Genomic DNA, 18,068 nt, shown 5'->3' with positions numbered 1-18,068 from the left:
CCGCGAGCCTCGCCGCAGGTTTCGCCTCCGGCCTCACATCAGGCTGAGCTGGACCGGATCCGCCGGGGCGGGGGCCGGCGCCGGTACGGCCGGGCGGATCCGGCGGGACTGCCCGGAGCGCGCCGGCCCGATGCCGTACTCCTCGGCCAGCTCGTGCACCTGACGGGTGATCCGGCGCTGGTACCACCTCGGCGCGTAGGCGCCCTCCGCGTACAGCCGCTCGTACCGCGGCACCAGGTGCGGGTGGTGGCGCCCGAGCCAGGCCGTGAACCACTCCCGCGCTCCCGGGCGCAGATGCAGCACCAGCGGGGTGACGGAGACGGCCCCGGCCGCCGCGATCGCCCGCACGGTCTCCCGCAGCCGCTCCGGGTCGTCGCTCAGGAACGGGATCACCGGCGCCATCAGCACCCCGCAGCCGATGCCGTGCTCCGCGAAGGCGCGCACGACCTCCAGCCGGCGCTCGGGCGCGGGCGTGCCGGGCTCCACCGTGCGCCACAGCTCGCCGTCCAGGAAGCCGACGGAGACCGAGACGCCCACGTCCGTCACCTCCGCCGCGCGGACCAGCAGCGGCAGGTCGCGCAGGATCAGGGTGCCCTTGGTGAGGATCGAGAACGGGTTCGCGTGGTCGGTGAGCGCGGAGATGATGCCCGGCATCAGCCGGTAGCGGCCCTCGGCGCGCTGGTAGCAGTCGACGTTCGTGCCCATCGCCACGTGCTCGCCCCGCCAGCGGGCCGAGCCGAGCTGGCGGCGCAGCACCTCCGGGGCGTTGACCTTGACCACGATCTGGGTGTCGAAGCCGATGCCCGTGTCCAGGTCCAGATAGCCGTGGGTGGCGCGGGCGAAGCAGTACACGCACGCGTGCGAGCAGCCCCGGTAGGGATTGACCGTCCACTCGAACGGCATGCGCGAGGCACCCGGCACCCGGTTGAGCACCGAGCGCGCCCGCACCTCGTGGAAGGTGATCCCGCGGAACCCGGGCGCGTCGAACGTACGGGTCGTGACGGCGTCCGCGCCGAACAGCGCGGCATCGGCGGCCCGGCCGTGGTCGCTGTCGTCGGTGAGGTTGTCCCAGCGCATGACGCCTCCTCGGTAGCACTGGCCACAGAATAGAACATCTGTTCCCATGATCGTGCGGACCCCGATCCGGACCCCGATTTGGGGGGCCGGGCGCCGGGGTGGTTGGCTTGCCCCAGTCCTTGGAAGACAGGTCCTGGAGGAACGCAATGGCGCAGGTCGAAGCCACTACGGAGCGGGTCGTCGCGGCGGACGCGGAGAAGGTGTTCGACGCGCTCGCCGACTACCGCGGCACCCGGCAGCGGCTGCTGCCCGAGCAGTTCAGCGAGTACGAGGTGCGCGAGGGCGGTGACGGCGAGGGCACCCTCGTCCACTGGAAGCTCCAGGCCACCAGCAAGCGGGTGCGCGACTGCCTGCTCGAGGTGAGCGAGCCCACCGACGGCGAGCTGGTCGAGAAGGACCGCAACTCCTCCATGGTCACCACCTGGCGCGTCACCCCGGCCGGCGAGGGCCGCTCCCGCGTGGTCGTCACCACCACCTGGCAGGGCGCCGGCGGCATCGGCGGCTTCTTCGAGCGCACCTTCGCTCCCAAGGGCCTCGGCCGGATCTACGACGCCCTGCTCGCCAACCTCGCCGCCGAGGTCGAGAAGTAGACCAACTGCCCGACGGTACAAGGACGTTGACCTGCGGTTGACTCTTTCACCGGTTCGAGTGGATCTCCCTCGCCGGCCGGACGGTGCCGTAACCCCGGGCAACCGGGCCCCGTTGTCGCCTCACGCGGGAAACGCGTGAGGCGTGACGAGGGGAGCGGTCCGTGGGCCGGACGACACTGGCGCAGCAGGAGCCGGCCGTGGCACCGGCGGCCGGCGAGGAGACCGCGACCGCGCCGCCGTCCCCCGCGCCCGCCGTGCCGCTGACGCCCCGCCGGGTCCGGCTGGTGTTCTCCGGGCTGATGCTGGCGCTGCTGCTGGCCGCCCTGGACCAGATGATCGTCGCCACCGCCCTGCCCAAGGTCGTCGGCGAACTGCACGGCCTGGACAAGATGTCCTGGGCCGTCACCGCCTACCTGCTCACCTCCACCATCGGCCTGCCGCTGTACGGCAAGCTCGGCGACCTCGTCGGCCGCAAGGGCGTCTTCCAGTTCGCCATCGCCGTCTTCGTCGTCGGCTCCGCGCTCGCCGGCCGGGCCGGCAGCATGGACCAGCTCGTCCTCTACCGCGCGCTCCAGGGCGTCGGCGCGGGCGGCCTGATGATCGGCGTGCAGGCCATCATCGCCGACATCGTGCCGCCCCGGGAACGCGGCCGGTACATGGGCCTGATCGGCGCCGCCTTCGGCCTCGCCTCCGTCGCCGGCCCGCTGCTCGGCGGCTACTTCACCGACCACCTCTCCTGGCGCTGGTGCTTCTACGTCAACGTCCCCTTCGGACTGGTCACCTTCGCCGTCGTCACCGTCGTGCTGAAACTGCCCCGGCCGCCCGTGCGGGCCCGGCTCGACGTGCCCGGCGCGATCCTGCTCGCCGCCGCCTCCACCTGCCTGGTGCTGCTCACCACCTGGGGCGGCACCGAGTACGCCTGGGACTCCCGGCCCGTCCTCCTCCTCGGCGCCGGCGCCCTCGTCACCACCGTGCTCTTCCTCGTCGCCGAGCACCTCGCCGCCGAACCCCTCATCCCGCTCCGGCTGTTCCGCGACTCCGTGTTCACCGTCAGCGGCCTGGTCGGCCTGGTCATCGGCGTCGCCCTGTTCGGCGCCGCCAGCTATCTGCCGACCTACCTGCAGATGGTCGACGGGGCCAGCGCCACCGAGTCCGGGCTGCTCATGCTGCCCATGATGGCCGGGATCGTCGGCGCCTCCCTCGTCGGCGGCCAGCTCATCAGCCGCACCGGCCGCTACAAGATCTTCCCCGTGCTCGGCAGCGCCGTCTCCGTCGTCGGCATGTGGCTGCTGTCCCGGCTCCAGACCGACACCCCCCGGCTGCACTACAGCATCTGGATGGCCGTCCTCGGCACCGGCATCGGCCTGGTCATGCCCGTCCTCGTCCTCGCCGTGCAGAACTCCGTGCGCCCCGCCGACCTCGGCACCGCCACCAGCGCCAACAACTACTTCCGGCAGATCGGCGGCAGCGTCGGCGCCGCCGTCTTCGGCACCCTCTTCGCCGACCGGCTGACCTCCTCGCTGCGCGCGGAGCTGCCCGCGCGCACCGGACTGCCCGCCGCCGACTCGATCACCCCGCAGCTCGTCCACGCGCTGCCCCCGGCCCTGCGCGACGCCTACATCCGCGCCTACGCCGACGCGATGCCCCGGATCTTCCTCTACCTCGTCCCGGTGCTCGTCCTCGGCCTGCTCATCGCCTTCTTCCTCAAGGAGAAACCGCTGGTGTCCCACAACGCCCCCGCCCTCGGCCAGGAGACCGCGCCGGTGACCGTCCCGCTCCCGCACGCCCGTTCGCCGTACCCGGCCGGCATCCCCGTGTGCGGCACGGTCCAGCACCCCGACGGCACCGTGGTGCCCCGCGCGGCGCTCACCCTCATCGACGTCGCCGGGCAGCAGGTCGGCCGGGGCGCCAGCGGCGAGGACGGACGGTACGCGCTCAGCACGCCCGGCTCCGGCTCCTACGTGCTGATCGCCGCCGCCGGCGGACACCAGCCGCAGGCCGTCTCCGTCACCGTCGGCGAACGCCCCGTCGAACTCGACGTCGTCCTCGGCGGCGCCGGACGCCTGGCCGGCAGCGTGCTCACCGCCGACGGCAGCCCCGTCCGCGACGCCACCGTCACCCTCACCAACGTGCACGGCGAGGTCGTCGCCACCACCCGCAGCGGACGCGAGGGCGGCTACGTCATCACCGAGCTGGTGGCCGGCGAGTACACCCTCGCCGCCAGCGCCCCCGCCTTCCGGCCCGCCGCGGTGCCGGTCACCGTGCAGGCCTCCCGGGAGACCCGGCAGGACATCGAACTCGCGGGCGGCGCCGTCCTGAAGGGCACCGTCCGGGCCGGCGGCGGACGCCCCGTGGAGGAGGCCCGGGTGACCCTGCTGGACGCCGCGGGCAACGTGGTCGACACCCTCACCACCGGAGCCGACGGAACCTTCCGGTTCGTGGACCTCTCCTCCGGCGAGTACACCGTCATCGCCGCGGGTTACCCGCCGGTCGCCACGGTGCTCCAGGTCGCGGGGGGCGGACGCACGGAACGCGACCTCCAGTTGGGGCACGAGGACTGACCGGGGGGCGCACGCAGCGCGCCGGGCCGTGCGCCGGTGCATCCGGTGCACCCAATTCCAGGATTGCCACACATCGCGACCGGCCGCCGCCTTACCGTAGTGGCGGGCGGCACAGATCGTTTTGCGGACAGCCGTGGGGAGAAAGGGCCTGGGCCATGGACCGTGGCAGCGAGCGGGACGCGCCTGCCGGGCGAGACGACGGCGACACCGCGGCGGGCCGGGTCCCGCTGGCCGTGGTCGTCGTCGACCGCGCCGGCCTGGTGTCCCACTGGAGCAGCGGTGCACGGCGCCTGTTCGGCGTCCACCGGGAGGAGGCCGTCGGCCGGCCCGCGGCCGATCTGCTGCCCGTCTCCGGCACCCTCCCCGACGACCTGGACGCCCCGGCCCCCGACCCGCTCACGGCGCCCGGCGGCACCGGCCCCGACCTGGAGGCCGCGCTCGACGGGCAGCACGGCTTCGCCAGGGCCGGCCGCGTCCGGCTCGGCCCGCACCGGCAGGGGCCCGCCGCCGAGGACCGGATCGACGTGCTGTGGTGGGCCTACCCGCTGGTCGGCCCGGGCACCTCCCGGCTGCTGGTGCTCGCCGCCGACGCCACCCGGCTGTGCGCCGAACGCGGCCACGACGACGAGACCGCCGAACGCATCGCGCCCGGCTTCGCCCGCCACACCGAACTGCCCGCCTCCGAGGACCTCGAACGGCGGCTGCCCGACATCCTGCCCAACATGGGCCCGGGCCTCAGCGCCCGTATCGTCTCCCAGGTCCTCGAACTCGGCTATCCGATCCTCGAGTTCAGTCGGTACGAACGGGTGCCCGTGACCCCGTACTGGGGCGTGCCCCGCCGCCCCGGCCGCACCCGCGCCGAGACCCTCCCGGACACCGCGGCCGTCGCGCCGCGCAACCGGGCCGTGGCCGCCGCCGTGCCGGCCGGCGCCGAGCAGGACCTGGAGTACGCCGCGGTCCGCGAGCGGCTGGAGTTCCTGAACGAGGTCAGCTCCCGCATCGGCTCCTCCCTGGACCTCGGCGAGACCATCCGCGAGGTCACCAGCGCCGCCGTGCCCCGGTTCGCGGACTTCGCCGGCACCCATCTGCGCGCCGCCGTGCTGGCCGGCGAGGGCTTCCCGGACGGCCCGCCGGACGCCAGCACCGTGATGTTCCGCGTCTGGGTCGAGCACAACGACGAGCCCGGCCGCTGGGACGACACCGTGCCGGTCGGCGAGGCCTTCGCCTTCCCCGAGCACACCCCGTTCTACCGGTGCATGGTCACCGGCGAGCCCGTCCTCGTCCCGCGGGTCACCGACGAGCTGTCCGAGCGGATCTCCGGCGAGTTCGAGAAGCGCGACCTCAGGCCCCTCATCGGCGGCCGGTCCCTGCTGATCGTCCCGCTCAAGGCGCGCAACGTCGTCCTCGGCTTCATGGTGCTGATGCGCCGCCCCGACCGGCCGCAGTTCGACGACATGGACCGCACCACCGGCGCCGAACTCGCCGCCCGCGCGGGCCTCGTGCTCGACAACGCCCGCATGTACACGTACCAGGAGAACGTCGCCGACACCCTCCAGGACAGCATGCTGCCGCAGATCACCCCGCGGATGGCCGGCTGCGACATCGCCACCCGCTATCTGCCCGGGACCCGGCTCGGCCGGATCGGCGGCGACTGGTTCGACACCATCAAACTGCCCGGCTCCCGCACCGCCCTCGTGGTCGGCGACGTCATGGGCCACGGACTGAACTCGGCCGCGATGATGGGCCAGTTGCGCACCGCCGTGCAGACCATGGCCGCCATGGAGACCCCGCCCGCCCAGCTCCTGCGCAATCTGGACGACCTGGCCCGCCGGCTCGGCGACACCTACCTCGCCACCTGCCTGTACGCGGTCTACGACCCGATCCGCGGCGAGCTGACCCTCGCCAACGCCGGTCACATCCCGCCCGTGCTGGTGCGCGCCGAGGACGGCGGCAGCCAACTGCTCGAACTGCCCACCGGAGCCCCGATCGGCGTCGGCGGCGTCCCGTTCGAGGCCGTCCGGGTCAGGGTCGCCCCCGGCGACCGGCTGGTGCTGTGCACCGACGGCCTGGTCGAGGTGCGCGGCTCCGACATCGGCGAGGGCCTGGCCGCGCTCTGCGAGTCCGCCGCCCATCCCGCGGCCTCGATGGACGACGCCTGCGACACCATCATCCGGGCGCTGAACACCGGTGGCGGACGCAAGGACGACGTCGCCCTGCTCATGGCGCGTCTCAACGGCATCGCCGACGACCATGTCGCCGAGTGGCGGCTCGACGCCGCGCCGCGCGAGGTGGCCCGGGCCCGCCGGCTGGTGCGCGAACAGCTGCGGGCCTGGGGCCTGCCGCAGGCGGTGGAGACGGCCGAACTGCTGGTCAGCGAGGTCGTCACCAACGCCGTCCTGCACGCCGGGAGCGACCGGATCGGCCTGCGGATCGTGCGCACCGACGCGCTGCTGTTCGAGGTCACCGACGACGAACCCGCCCTGCCCGTCCTGCTGAGCACCGGCGGCGACGACGAGACCGGCCGCGGTCTGCGCGTGGTCAGCCGGCTCGCCCGGGAGTGGGGCGCCAGCGCCACCGGGCACCGCAAGACCGTGTGGTTCGAACAGACCCTCACCGCCGGCGGCTGACCCGCCGCGCGTCCCTCCCACAAGGTGGCCGCGCGCCCCTTGCCCCGCGCCGGTCCGCCGCGATATCCCGATCACGGAACCGACCCGTGGGGAGACCGCATGAACATCTCGGACACCTATCGCGACGCGTGGGAGAGCTACTGGAGCGAGACCTCCGACGTCCGTGGGGAGGCGATATGGGACTCCGATCCCTCGCTGAGCGCCGCGCCGCACAGCGACCTGCTGTTGCTCCATGCCGACCCGGACCGGACGATCGTCGACCTCGGCTGCGGCAACGGCACGCAGACCCGCTACCTGGCCACCCGGTTCGCCCGCGCCGTCGGCGTCGACCTCTCGCACGCGGCCGTCGAGCACGCCCGCCGCGCCGCGGGCGACGCGCCCGTCGAGTTCCGGCAGCTCGACCTGACCGACACCGACGCCGTCCGCGCCCTGCACCGGCGGCTCGGCGACAGCCACGTCTACATGCGGGCCGTCATCCACCAGAGCGAACCGGCCGCGCGCCCGGCGGTCGCCGCCGCCGTCGCCGAGATCATCGGCACCGAGGGCCGCGCCTTCGTGGTCGAGCTGACCTCCGGCTCCCGGGACGTCCTCAGCCGCGCCGCCGCCGGACCGGCCGGCCCGCCGCCCAAGCTGCGCCGCGTCTTCCACCACGGGCTCAAGCCCGCCGCCGCCCCCGACGACGAGATCCCGCGCCTGCTCGCCGAGGCCGGCCTCACCGTACTGGCCGACGGCGCGACCGCCCTGCCGCAGACCGAGTACCTCGCCGACGGCACCCGCATCGACCTCCCGGCCCGCTGGTTCGTCCTCGCCCGGTCCTGACCGCACTCCGGCCGGGGCGGGATCGGTCGCCGACGGTCCGCGGTGGCGCGTCGGGGGCGGTTCGGAAGGGGCCGGGGCGGTGCCGACATCGGGTTCGCGTCCTTCGCCGGGGTCGTGGCCAGGGGGCTGCACGGCGCGTAACGTGACACGGCATGAAGATCCTCATCAGCGCCGACATGGAGGGCGCCACCGGGGTCACCTGGCCCGCCGACGTGCTGCCGGGGACGCCGCAGTGGGAGCGGTGCCGGGCGATGTTCACCTCGGACGTGAACGCCGCCGCCGAGGGATTCTTCGACGGCGGCGCTCACGAGGTGCTGGTGAACGAGGCCCACTGGACCATGCGCAACCTGCTGCTGGAACGGCTCGACGAGCGGGTGGAGATGCTCACCGGCCGGCACAAGGCGCTGTCGATGGTCGAGGGCGTCCAGCACGGCGACGTCGACGGCATCGCCTTCGTCGGCTACCACGCCGGCGCCGGCATGGGGGGCGTCCTCGCCCACACCTACCTCGCCAACCAGATCACCGGAGTGTGGCTGAACGGCGTCCGCGCCAGCGAGGGTCTGCTCAACGCCCGTGTCGTCGCCGAGTACGGCGTCCCGGTCGTCCTCGTCACCGGCGACGACGTGGCCTGCGAGGACGCCCTCGGCTACGCCCCCGAGGCACGGAAGGTGGCCGTCAAGGACCATGTCTCGCGGTACGCGGCCGTGTGCCGGACCCCGGCCCGGACCGCCGCCGGCATCCGGGCCGCGGCCAAGGAGGCTGCCTCGCTGGCGGTCCGTCACCAGCCGCTCGGCGACGGGCCGTTCACGGTGGCCGTCGAGTTCGACGCCGAGCACCTCGCCCAGGCCGCCACCGTCGTCCCCGGCGTGGCGCGGGCCGGCGAGCGGAAGGTGGCGTACACCAGCGCCACGATGTACGAGGGCATCAGGACGTTCAAGGCGGTCACCACGATCGCCTCCGCCGCCGTGGAGGAGCAGTATGGCTGACCCGCAGGCACTCGACGAGGTCGTGGAGTTCACCTCCGGCCTGATCCGCATCGACACCGCCAACCGGGGCGGCGGGGACTGCCGGGAGCGGCCGGCCGCCGAGTACGCCGCCGAACGGCTGGCCGGTGCGGGCCTGCAACCCCTGCTGCTGGAGCGCACCCCGGGCCGCACCAACGTGGTGGCCCGGATCGAGGGCACCGACCCGTCCGCCGACGCGCTGCTCGTCCACGGCCACCTCGACGTCGTACCCGCCGAGGCCGCCGACTGGAGCGTGCCCCCGTTCTCCGGCGAGGTCCGCGACGGGATGGTGTGGGGGCGGGGCGCCGTCGACATGAAGAACATGGACGCGATGATCCTCGCGGTGGTCCGGGCCTGGGCCCGGCAGGGCGTACGGCCCCGCCGCGACCTGGTCATCGCCTTCACCGCCGACGAGGAGGCCAGCGCCGTGGACGGCTCCGGATTCCTCGCCGACCGGCACCCCGAACTCTTCGAGGGCTGCACGGAAGGCGTCGGCGAGGCGGGCGGCTACACCTTCCACGACGGCTCCGGCCGCGAGATCTACCCGATCGCGGCGGGCGAGCGCGGCACCGCCTGGCTGAAGCTCACCGCGCGCGGCCGGGCCGGGCACGGCTCCAAGGTGAACCGGGAGAACGCGGTGACCCGGCTCGCCGCCGCCGTCACCCGCATCGGCGAGCACGAATGGCCGCTGCGGCCCACCCCCACCGTCCGGGCCGCCCTGGACGCGCTCGCCGAGCTGTACGGCATCGACGCCGGCCGCGCCGACGTGGACCGGCTGCTGGAGAAGCTCGGCCCCGCCGCCCGGCTGGTCGAGGCGACCGTCCGCAACAGCGCCAACCCGACCATGCTGGACGCCGGTTACAAGCTCAACGTCATTCCCGGCGAGGCGGTCGCCTATGTGGACGGGCGCTGTCTGCCCGGCACCGAGGAGGAGTTCGCCGCCACCCTGGACCGGCTCACCGGCCCGGACGTCCACTGGGAGTACGCCCACCGCGAAGTGGCCCTCCAGGCACCAGTGGACGCCCCGCTGTTCGCGCGCATGCGGGCCGCCGTCGAGGAGTTCGCACCCGGCGGACACGTGGTGCCGTACTGCATGGCCGGCGGCACGGACGCCAAGCAGTTCTCCCGGCTCGGCATCACCGGCTATGGTTTCGCCCCGTTGAAGCTGCCCGCCGGCCTCGACTACCAGGCGCTGTTCCACGGCGTGGACGAGCGCGTGCCCGTCGAGGCACTGCACTTCGGGGTCCGCGTCCTGGACCGCTTTTTGAGGACGGCGTAGACGATGGGGGAACAGATGCGCACCGCGCCGTACGGATCGTGGCCGTCGCCCGTCACCGCGGCGCTCGCCGCCGCGCACGACGGCCGCCCGGACTGGGTGGAGTTCGTCGGCGACGAGATCTGGTGGACCGAACCCCGGCCGGCCGAGGGCGGCCGGCGGGCCCTGGTCCGGCGGCGCGCCGACGGCACCGAGGAGACCGTGCTGCCGGCGCCGTGGAACGTCCGCAGCAGGGTCATCGAGTACGGCGGCCGGCCCTGGACCGGGGCCGTGACCGGCGGCCGGCCGCTGATCGTCTTCGCGCACTTCGCCGACCAGCGGCTGTACCGGTACGAGCCCGGCGGCGAACCCGTCCCGCTCACCCCCCTCTCCCCGGTGGCCGGCGGCCTGCGCTGGGCCGAACCCCGCGTGGACCCGGCCCGCGGCGAGGTGTGGTGCGTGCTGGAGGAGTTCACCGGGGACGGGCCGGACGACGTGCGGCGGGTCCTGGTCGCCGTACCGCTGGACGGCTCGGCCGCCGCCGACCGCGCCGCCGTCCGCGAACTCACCGCCTCCCGCCACCGGTTCGTCACCGGCGCCCGGCTCTCGCCCGACGGCCGGCGGGCCGCCTGGCTCGGCTGGGACCATCCGCGGATGCCGTGGGACGGCACCGAGCTGCTGGTCGCCGACGTGACCGGCGACGGCCGGCTGACCGGCGTCCGCACGGTCGCCGGAGGCCCGGAGGAGGCCGTCTGCCAGGCGGAGTGGGCGCCGGACGGCAGCCTTGTGTACGCGAGCGACCGCGGCGGCTGGTGGCACCTCTACCGCGACGGCACCCCGCTGTGCGGCCGCCAGGAGGAGTTCGGCGGTCCGCTGTGGCAGCTCGGGGCGCGCTGGTTCGCGCCGCTGGACAACGGCCTGCTGGCGGTCGTGCACGGACGCGGACCGGCCGCGCTCGGGATACTGGACCCGGAGACCGGCGAGATCGTGGACGCCGCCGGCCCCTGGACCGAGTGCGCCCCGACCCTCGCCGTGCACGGTCAGCGTGTCGTCACCGTCGGCGCCGGCCCGCACACCGGGTACGAGGTGGTCGAGCTGGACACCGTCACCGGCCGCGCCCGCGTGGTCGGCGCCCGCCACCGCGACTCCGTCGACCCCGCCTACTACCCGCGGCCCGAGGTGCGCACCTTCCACGGGCCCGACGGCCGCGAGGTGCACGCCCACGTCTACCCGCCGCACCACCCCGCGCGCACCGCGCCCGACGGCGAACGCCCGCCGTACGTGATCTGGGCGCACGGCGGACCCACCAGCCGGACCCCGCTCGTCCTGGACCTGGCCGTCGCCTACTTCACCTCGCGGGGCATCGGCGTCGCCGAGGTGAACTACGGCGGCTCCACCGGATACGGCCGGGCCTACCGGGAGCGGCTGCGCGGACAGTGGGGCGTGGTCGACGTCGAGGACTGCGCGGCCGTCGCCCGTGCCCTCGCCGCCGAGGGCGCCGCCGACCCCGCCCGGCTGGCGATCCGGGGCGGCAGCGCCGGCGGCTGGACCGCCGCCGCCTCCCTGACCACCACCGATGTCTACGCCTGCGGCGCCATCAGCTACCCGGTGCTCGACCTCACCTCCTGGGGCCCCGGCGAGACCCACGACTTCGAGTCCCGCTACCTGGAGTCGCTGATCGGCCCGCTCGCCGAGGTCCCCGAACGGTACGCCGAACGCTCCCCGATCACCCACGCCGACCGGCTCACCGTGCCGTTCCTGCTGCTCCAGGGCCTGGACGACGTCATCTGCCCGCCCGCCCAGTGCGAGCGCTTCCTCGCCCGGACCGCCGGCCGGGGCGTACCCCACGCCTACCTCGCGTTCGAGGGCGAGGGCCACGGCTTCCGCCGCGCGGAGACCATGATCCGCGCACTGGAGGCCGAACTCTCCTTGTACACCCAGGTGTTCGGGCTGGACCCGGCACCGCCCGCCCCGACGGTGGAGCTGACCCCGTGAACGGACTCGCCCGCCCGCGCCGGCTGGCCCCGGGCGCCCGGGTCGCCGTCGTCGCCACCAGCGGTCCGGTGCCCGAGGAACGGCTCCAGGCGGGCCTGGACGTGCTGCGCGGCTGGGACCTGGACCCGGTGGCCGCGCCTCACGTCCTCGACCGGCGGCCGGGCCTCGGCTATCTGGCCGGCACCGACGCCGACCGCGCCGCCGACTTCCAGAACGCCTGGTGCGACCCCGCCGTGGACGCGGTGCTGTGCGCCCGCGGCGGCTACGGCGCCCAGCGCATGCTGGACCTGCTCGACTTCGACGCGCTGCGCGCGGCCGGACCCAAGCTGTTCATCGGCTTCAGCGACGTCACGGTCCTGCACGAGGCCATCGCCACCCGGCTGGGGCTCGCCACGCTGTACGGGCCGGTGGCGGCCGGCGCCGACTTCGTCAAGGACCAGCGGACCCAGGAGCACCTGCGGGCCACGCTGTTCGCGCCCGAGACCGTCCGGACCCTGACCTTCGGCGGCACCCCCCTCGTCCCCGGCCGGGCCCGCGGCGTCACCCTCGGCGGCTGCCTGTGCCTGCTCGCCGCGGAACTCGGCACCCCGGGCGCCCGGCCTTCGGCGCGCGGCGGACTGCTGTGCCTGGAGGACGTCGGCGAGCAGACCTACCGGCTGGACCGGTACCTCACCCAGCTCCTGCGGGCCGGCTGGCTGGACGGGGTGCGCGGGGTGCTGCTCGGCTCCTGGGAGGACTGCGCCGGCCAGGAGGAGCTGCGGGCCCTGTTCGCCGACCGGCTCGGCGGGCTCGGGGTGCCGGTCGCCGAGAACACCGGATTCGGGCACTGCGCGGGCGCGTTGACGGTCCCGTTCGGGGTGACCGCCGCGCTCGATACGGAGGCGGGCACGCTCACCCTGGACGAGCCGGCCCTGCGCTGACGCCGTAGGCTGGACGGATGCCGCACCACCCGTCCCGGTACCTCGCCGAGGGCCCCCGCGTCGCCATCCGCCCCTTCACCCTCGGGGACGGCCCCGAGTTCACCGCCCGGGCCCGCGAGAGCAAGGACCTGCACCGGCCCTGGCTGTTCCCGCCGGACACCGACGAGGCGTACGCCGACTACGCCGGCCGGCTGATCGACGACCCGGCCCGGGCCGGCTTCCTGGTGTGCGAGCGGGACAGCGGGGACATCGCCGGATTCATCAACATCAACAACATCGTGCGGGGCGGTTTCAGGTGCGGCGCCCTCGGCTACGGCGCCTTCGCGCACGCGGCCGGGCGGGGCCTGATGCGCGAAGGGCTGGAACTGGTCATCGGGTACGCGTTCGGCCCGCTGGGCCTGCACCGGCTGGAGATCAACGTGCAGCCCGGCAACGCCGCCTCCATCGCCCTGGCCCGGGGCGCCGGGTTCCGCCTGGAGGGCTTCTCGCCCGACATGATCCACGTCGACGGCGCCTGGCGCGACCACGAGCGCTGGGCCCTGACCACCGAGATGCGCGGCTGACCGGTTCAGCCGCGCTGGTCCACGTACTCGAAGACCGACCCGTCCGGGTGCACCGCCAGCAGATTGCGGCCCCCCGGCGTCGGCACCGGTCCCGCGACGATCCTCGCGCCCAGCCCGGTCAGCAGCCGATGGGCCTCCTCCACGTCCTTCACCGCGATCGTCGCCGCCACCTTGCGCAGGATCTCCAGCTCCTCCCGCGGGCCGCTCATCAGCAGGAACGAGCCGACCGCGGCGACCTCGACCCCGCCGCGCGTGAAGCGCAGCGCGCCGGTGCCGGTCAGCCGTTCGTAGAAGGGGACCGCGGTGTCGAGGTCGTCGACGCAGATGCGCAGCGAAGCGCCCAGAATCTCCATACGGGCGAGCCTAGTTGGGGCCGCCCGCGGCGCGCACGGTCTCCGCGTTACGCACAGTGAGGGACGGGTACCCGCACGGCATGAACCGTTCGGAGCACCTGGAACATCATCTGGACCGCCACCTGGTCGAGGAACTGGCCCAGGTGGCACGCGAGACGGTGCGCGACGAACTGCGCGAGCAGTCCCGCAAGCAGCGCCGCACCGCCATGCTGTACGCCGCCTCGGGCGCCGCCGCCCTGTACGCGGGCGGCGCGGTGGCCCTCGCGGCGGGCCTGGCCCTGGCGTCCGGCCTGCCCGGCTGGGCCGCGGCCCTGATCACGGCGGCACTCCTCGGCGTGGCGGCGTACTTCCTGCGCCGCGCGGCCCACGGAGACCACCACACCCCGCACCGCGTGATCGGCGGCACAGCCCCCGGAGCCCCGCCGTCGGGCCTCGGCATGCCCTACCCCCCGATGCCCCAGAACCCGCCGGACAGCCCGCGCCACAGGGCCTGACGGCGGCCGGTCCGGCGGTGCTCACCCGGTGAGCCGCGGCGGCACCCTCGGTTCTCCGACTTCCGCCGGCGCACGCCCGCAACGTGCTCATGTGCCGCGCGGCATCGTCTCCGTACGCGGCGCACCTTCGTGGCGCCGCCGACCCGGGACGCGTGGCCCGGCCCGGGCCGGCCCCGGAGGACCGGTCGCGCCGGGCGCGAGACGCCGCCGGGAGCGCGACGCCGCGCTGTCCCGGCCCCGGCCGGCGTAACGGTGGCCCGCCCGGCGTTTGGCGGCCCCGGCCCCGGTTACGCGGAAGACCTCGTACGAGCCACACCGCCGGAGGCGCACCGTGAGCCGACCTCGCGTCGTGATCGTCGGCGCCGGTTTCGCCGGGTATCAGGCCGCCCGCACGCTGGCCCGGCTCACCCGGAACCGCGCCGACATCACGCTGCTCAACCCCACCGATCACTTCCTGTACCTGCCGCTGCTGCCCCAGGTCGCCGCCGGCGTCCTGGAGGCCCGCCGGGTCACCGTGTCGCTGCCCGGCACGCTGCGCGGGGTGCGGCTGGTCCTCGGCGAGGCGGAGCGCGTCGACCTGGACGGGTGCACGGTGCACTACCGCGGCCCCGAGGGCGGCGCGGACACGCTCGGCTACGAGCGGCTGGTGCTGGCCGTCGGCAGCGTCAACAGACTGCTGCCGGTCCCCGGCGTCGCCGAGCACGCGCACGGCTTCCGGGGACCGCCCGAGGCGCTGTACCTGCGCGACCACGTGACCCGGCAGGTGGAACTCGCCGCTGCCGACAGCCCGGAGTCGGCCGCCGCCCGGTGCACGTTCGTGGTGGCCGGCGCGGGCTACACCGGCACCGAGGTGGCGGCCCAGACCCACCTGCTCACCGACCGGCTGGCCCGCCGGAACCCGCTGCCGGCCGGGCTGCGCCCGCGCTGGATCCTGCTGGACGTGGCACCGCGCGTGCTGCCGGAGCTGGACGAGCGGCTGTCCCGGACGGCCGAGCGGGTGCTGCGGGCCCGCGGGGTCGAGGTGCGGACCGGCACCTCGGTCCGGCAGGCCACCCCCGACGGCGTGCTGCTCAGCGACGGCGAGTTCCTCGCGTCCCGGACCCTGGTGTGGTGCGTGGGCGTACGGCCCGATCCGCTGGTGCAGGCCCTCGGGCAGCCGCTGGAGCGCGGACGGCTGATCGTCGACGCCTATCTGCGGCTGCCCGATCGGCCCGAGGTGTTCGCCTGCGGGGACGCCGCCGCCGTGCCCGACCCGGACCGGCCGGGCGAGTTCACGGCGATGACGGCCCGGCACGCCTGGCGGCAGGGCCGGGTGGCCGGGGAGAACCTGGCCGCCACGCTCGGGCTCGGCCGCCGCCGGCGCCCGTACCACCACCGCGGCGCCGGCTTCGCCGTCGACCTCGGCGGGGCCCGGGCCGCCGCCAACCCGTTCGGCATCCCGCTGTCCGGTCTCGCGGCCGGCGCGGTGACCCGCGGCCACCACCTGGCCGCGCTGCCCGGCAACCGCGTCCGGGTCGCCGCCGACTGGCTGCTGGACGCCGTACTCCCGCGCCAAGGCGTGCAGTTGGGGCTGGACCGGTCCCGGCCGGTACCGCTGGACACGGCCGCACCGGAACCGGCACGGGTCCCGGGCGCCCCCGAGGAGCCGGGGCCCGGCCCGTACGAGGCACGCCGCGGACCCGAGCACGAGCGGGCCGAGGACGCCGGGGGAGAGGAGCCCATGACCCACGGGAGCCGCGGCATCCGGCCGGACGGCCACCCCGCCCCGAAACCGAGCACGACGGGGCCTGCGAGCAGTCCCCGAGCAGACCTGTAAGGAGATCTAGGAGACTCATGAACACCGACGAACTCGCCGAACTCGGCCAGCAGTTGCGCGTGGACAGCGTGCGGGCGTCCGCCGCCGCCGGATCGGGGCACCCCACGTCCTCGATGTCCGCCGCCGACCTGCTGGCCGTCCTCCTCGCCAACCACCTCCGCTACGACTTCGAGCGTCCCGAACACCCCGCCAACGACCGCTTCGTCCTGTCCAAGGGACACGCCTCCCCGCTGCTGTACGCCGCGTACAAGGCGGCCGGCGCCATCGAGGACGGCGAGCTGGTCACCTTCCGCAAGCTCGGCAGCCGGCTGGAGGGCCATCCCACGCCCCGCCGGCTGCCCTGGGTGGAGACGGCCACCGGCTCGCTCGGCCAGGGCCTGCCGGTCGGCGTCGGCATCGCGCTCGCCGGGAAGCGGCTGGACCGCACCGGCTACCGGGTGTGGGTGCTGTGCGGCGACAGCGAGCTGGCGGAGGGCTCGGTGTGGGAGGCCGCCGAGCACGCGGGTCACGAGAACCTGGACAACCTCGTCGCCATCGTGGACGTCAACCGGCTCGGCCAGCGCGGCCCCACCCGGCACGGCCACGACCTGGACGCCTACGCCCGCCGCTTCCAGGCCTTCGGCTGGCACACCATCGAGATCGACGGGCACGACGTCGACAAGATCGACCGGGCGTACGGCGAGGCGCTGTCCACCGCCGGGCAGCCCACCGTGATCCTCGCCCGCACCCTCAAGGGCAAGGGCGTCGCCTCCGTGGAGGACCGCGAGGGACTGCACGGCAAGCCGCTGCCCGAGGCCGAGGAGGCCATCGCCGAACTCGGCGGGCAGCGTGACCTGCGGGTCCGGGTGAGCGAGCCGCAGGTCGCCGCCGCGCTGCGCTCCCTGACCACCGAGGCGGTCCGGCTGCCGCGATTCGAGGTGGGCGAGGAGGCCGCCACCCGGGACGCCTTCGGCAAGGCCCTCGCCGCGCTCGGCACCGCGCGCGGCGACGTCGTCGCCCTGGACGGCGAGGTCGGCGACTCCACCCGCACCGAGGAATTCGCCAAGGAACACCCGGACCGCTACTTCGAGTGCTACATCGCCGAGCAGCAGCTCGTCGCGAGCGCCGTCGGCATGGCCACGCGCGGCTGGGTGCCGTACGCCGCCACCTTCGCCGCGTTCCTCACCCGTGCCCACGACTTCGTGCGCATGGCCTCCATCAGCGGCTCCGGGATCAACCTCGTCGGCTCGCACGCCGGTGTCGCCATCGGCCAGGACGGGCCCTCGCAGATGGGCCTGGAGGACCTGGCGATGTTCCGGTCCGTGTACGGCTCCACGGTGCTCTACCCGTGCGACGCCAACCAGACGGCCCGGCTGGTCGCGGCCATGGCCGGCCTGGACGGCATCCGCTATCTGCGCACCTCCCGCGGCAAGACCCCGGTGCTCTACGGCCCGGACGAGGAGTTCCCGGTCGGCGGCAGCAAGACGCTGCGCTCCGGTGAGCACGACCGGCTGACGATCGTGGCGGCCGGAGTGACCGTGCCCGAGGCGCTGACGGCCGCCGACCGGCTCGCCGAGGAGGGCATCGAGGTGCGGGTGATCGATCTGTACTCGGTCAAGCCCGTCGACGCCGACACCCTGCGCCGCGCCGCCGAGGACACCGGCTGCCTGCTCACGGTGGAGGACCACCGCCCGGAGGGCGGCCTCGGCGACGCCGTCGCGGAGGTGTTCGGCGACGGCCGGCCGGTGCCCCGTCTGGTCCGGCTGGGGGTGCGCACCATGCCGGGCTCGGCCGCGCCGGACGAGCAGCTGCACGCGGCCGGCATCGACTCGGTGGGCATCGCGGCGGCGGTCCGGCTGCTGGTCGAGGAGGCGGTCGTGCGGTGAGCCACGGCGCCGCGCCCGGCGATCCGGGCGGGCCGGCACGCGGTGGAGATCCAGCGGCCGGGGAGTCCTCTTCTCCGGCCGCGACGGCGCGCCCCGGTACACCAAGGGCCCGTGACGATGCCGCCGCCG

14 protein-coding genes are annotated in these 18,068 nt (G+C 74.7%); 12 read left to right on the top strand and 2 right to left on the bottom strand.

Annotation, left to right across the window (positions count from 1 at the left end; genetic code table 11):
- Window positions 1-33: 33 nt before the first annotated feature.
- Window positions 34-1,077, bottom strand: coding sequence for an Rv2578c family radical SAM protein (locus SCK26_RS07655; RefSeq protein ID WP_318200501.1), 1,044 nt, complete (start codon window positions 1,075-1,077; stop codon window positions 34-36).
- A gap of 146 nt (window positions 1,078-1,223) precedes the next feature.
- Between SCK26_RS07655 and SCK26_RS07650 the strand changes: the two genes are divergently transcribed.
- The 9 genes from SCK26_RS07650 (at window position 1,224) to SCK26_RS07610 (ending at window position 13,411) form a co-directional block, all read left to right on the top strand.
- Window positions 1,224-1,667, top strand: a complete 444-nt coding sequence (locus tag SCK26_RS07650; protein ID WP_318200500.1) for an SRPBCC family protein — start codon at window positions 1,224-1,226, stop codon at window positions 1,665-1,667.
- A 161-nt stretch (window positions 1,668-1,828) separates the two neighbouring features.
- Window positions 1,829-4,228, top strand: coding sequence for a DHA2 family efflux MFS transporter permease subunit (locus SCK26_RS07645; RefSeq protein ID WP_318200499.1), 2,400 nt, complete (start codon window positions 1,829-1,831; stop codon window positions 4,226-4,228).
- A 155-nt stretch (window positions 4,229-4,383) separates the two neighbouring features.
- Window positions 4,384-6,855 carry a SpoIIE family protein phosphatase gene (locus SCK26_RS07640; RefSeq protein WP_318200498.1) on the top strand — a complete coding sequence of 824 codons (2,472 nt, stop codon included), beginning with the start codon at window positions 4,384-4,386 and terminating at the stop codon, window positions 6,853-6,855.
- 99 nt (window positions 6,856-6,954) lie between these two features.
- Window positions 6,955-7,674 (top strand): class I SAM-dependent methyltransferase, encoded by a 720-nt coding sequence (locus SCK26_RS07635; RefSeq protein ID WP_318200497.1) that lies wholly within the window; start codon window positions 6,955-6,957, stop codon window positions 7,672-7,674.
- A gap of 152 nt (window positions 7,675-7,826) precedes the next feature.
- A complete protein-coding gene (locus SCK26_RS07630) occupies window positions 7,827-8,660 on the top strand; it encodes a M55 family metallopeptidase (RefSeq protein ID WP_318200496.1) in 834 nt (277 codons plus the stop codon).
- Window positions 8,653-9,957 (top strand): M20/M25/M40 family metallo-hydrolase, encoded by a 1,305-nt coding sequence (locus SCK26_RS07625; protein ID WP_318200495.1) that lies wholly within the window; start codon window positions 8,653-8,655, stop codon window positions 9,955-9,957. The genes SCK26_RS07630 and SCK26_RS07625 overlap by 8 nt, the downstream gene beginning before the upstream one ends.
- A gap of 3 nt (window positions 9,958-9,960) precedes the next feature.
- Window positions 9,961-11,928 carry an LpqB family beta-propeller domain-containing protein gene (locus tag SCK26_RS07620; protein WP_318200494.1) on the top strand — a complete coding sequence of 656 codons (1,968 nt, stop codon included), beginning with the start codon at window positions 9,961-9,963 and terminating at the stop codon, window positions 11,926-11,928.
- Window positions 11,925-12,848, top strand: a complete 924-nt coding sequence (locus tag SCK26_RS07615) for an LD-carboxypeptidase (protein WP_318200493.1) — start codon at window positions 11,925-11,927, stop codon at window positions 12,846-12,848. The genes SCK26_RS07620 and SCK26_RS07615 overlap by 4 nt, the downstream gene beginning before the upstream one ends.
- A gap of 17 nt (window positions 12,849-12,865) precedes the next feature.
- On the top strand, window positions 12,866-13,411 hold the full coding sequence (locus SCK26_RS07610) for a GNAT family N-acetyltransferase (protein WP_318200492.1): 546 nt from the start codon (window positions 12,866-12,868) through the stop codon (window positions 13,409-13,411).
- Window positions 13,412-13,416: 5 nt separating this feature from the next.
- Here SCK26_RS07610 and SCK26_RS07605 read toward each other — a convergent pair whose 3' ends face one another.
- Window positions 13,417-13,764, bottom strand: a complete 348-nt coding sequence (locus SCK26_RS07605; protein ID WP_318200491.1) for a VOC family protein — start codon at window positions 13,762-13,764, stop codon at window positions 13,417-13,419.
- A gap of 80 nt (window positions 13,765-13,844) precedes the next feature.
- Between SCK26_RS07605 and SCK26_RS07600 the strand changes: the two genes are divergently transcribed.
- The 3 genes from SCK26_RS07600 to SCK26_RS07590 all read left to right on the top strand — a co-directional run bounded on the left by SCK26_RS07600 (window position 13,845) and on the right by SCK26_RS07590 (window position 17,939).
- Entirely contained in the window at window positions 13,845-14,258 is a 414-nt protein-coding gene (locus SCK26_RS07600) for a phage holin family protein (RefSeq protein WP_318200490.1), read from the top strand.
- Window positions 14,259-14,589: 331 nt separating this feature from the next.
- Window positions 14,590-16,074, top strand: a complete 1,485-nt coding sequence (locus tag SCK26_RS07595; RefSeq protein WP_318200489.1) for an NAD(P)/FAD-dependent oxidoreductase — start codon at window positions 14,590-14,592, stop codon at window positions 16,072-16,074.
- Between the two features lie 17 nt (window positions 16,075-16,091).
- Window positions 16,092-17,939, top strand: coding sequence for a transketolase (locus SCK26_RS07590; protein ID WP_318200488.1), 1,848 nt, complete (start codon window positions 16,092-16,094; stop codon window positions 17,937-17,939).
- Window positions 17,940-18,068: the final 129 nt, after the last annotated feature.

The organism is Streptomyces sp. SCL15-4 (assembly GCF_033366695.1).
In the GTDB taxonomy this organism is placed as follows: Bacteria; Actinomycetota; Actinomycetes; order Streptomycetales; family Streptomycetaceae; genus Streptomyces.
The sequence above is the reverse complement of the archived record's forward strand: the minus strand, read 5'-3'. Positions and strand labels throughout refer to the sequence as shown.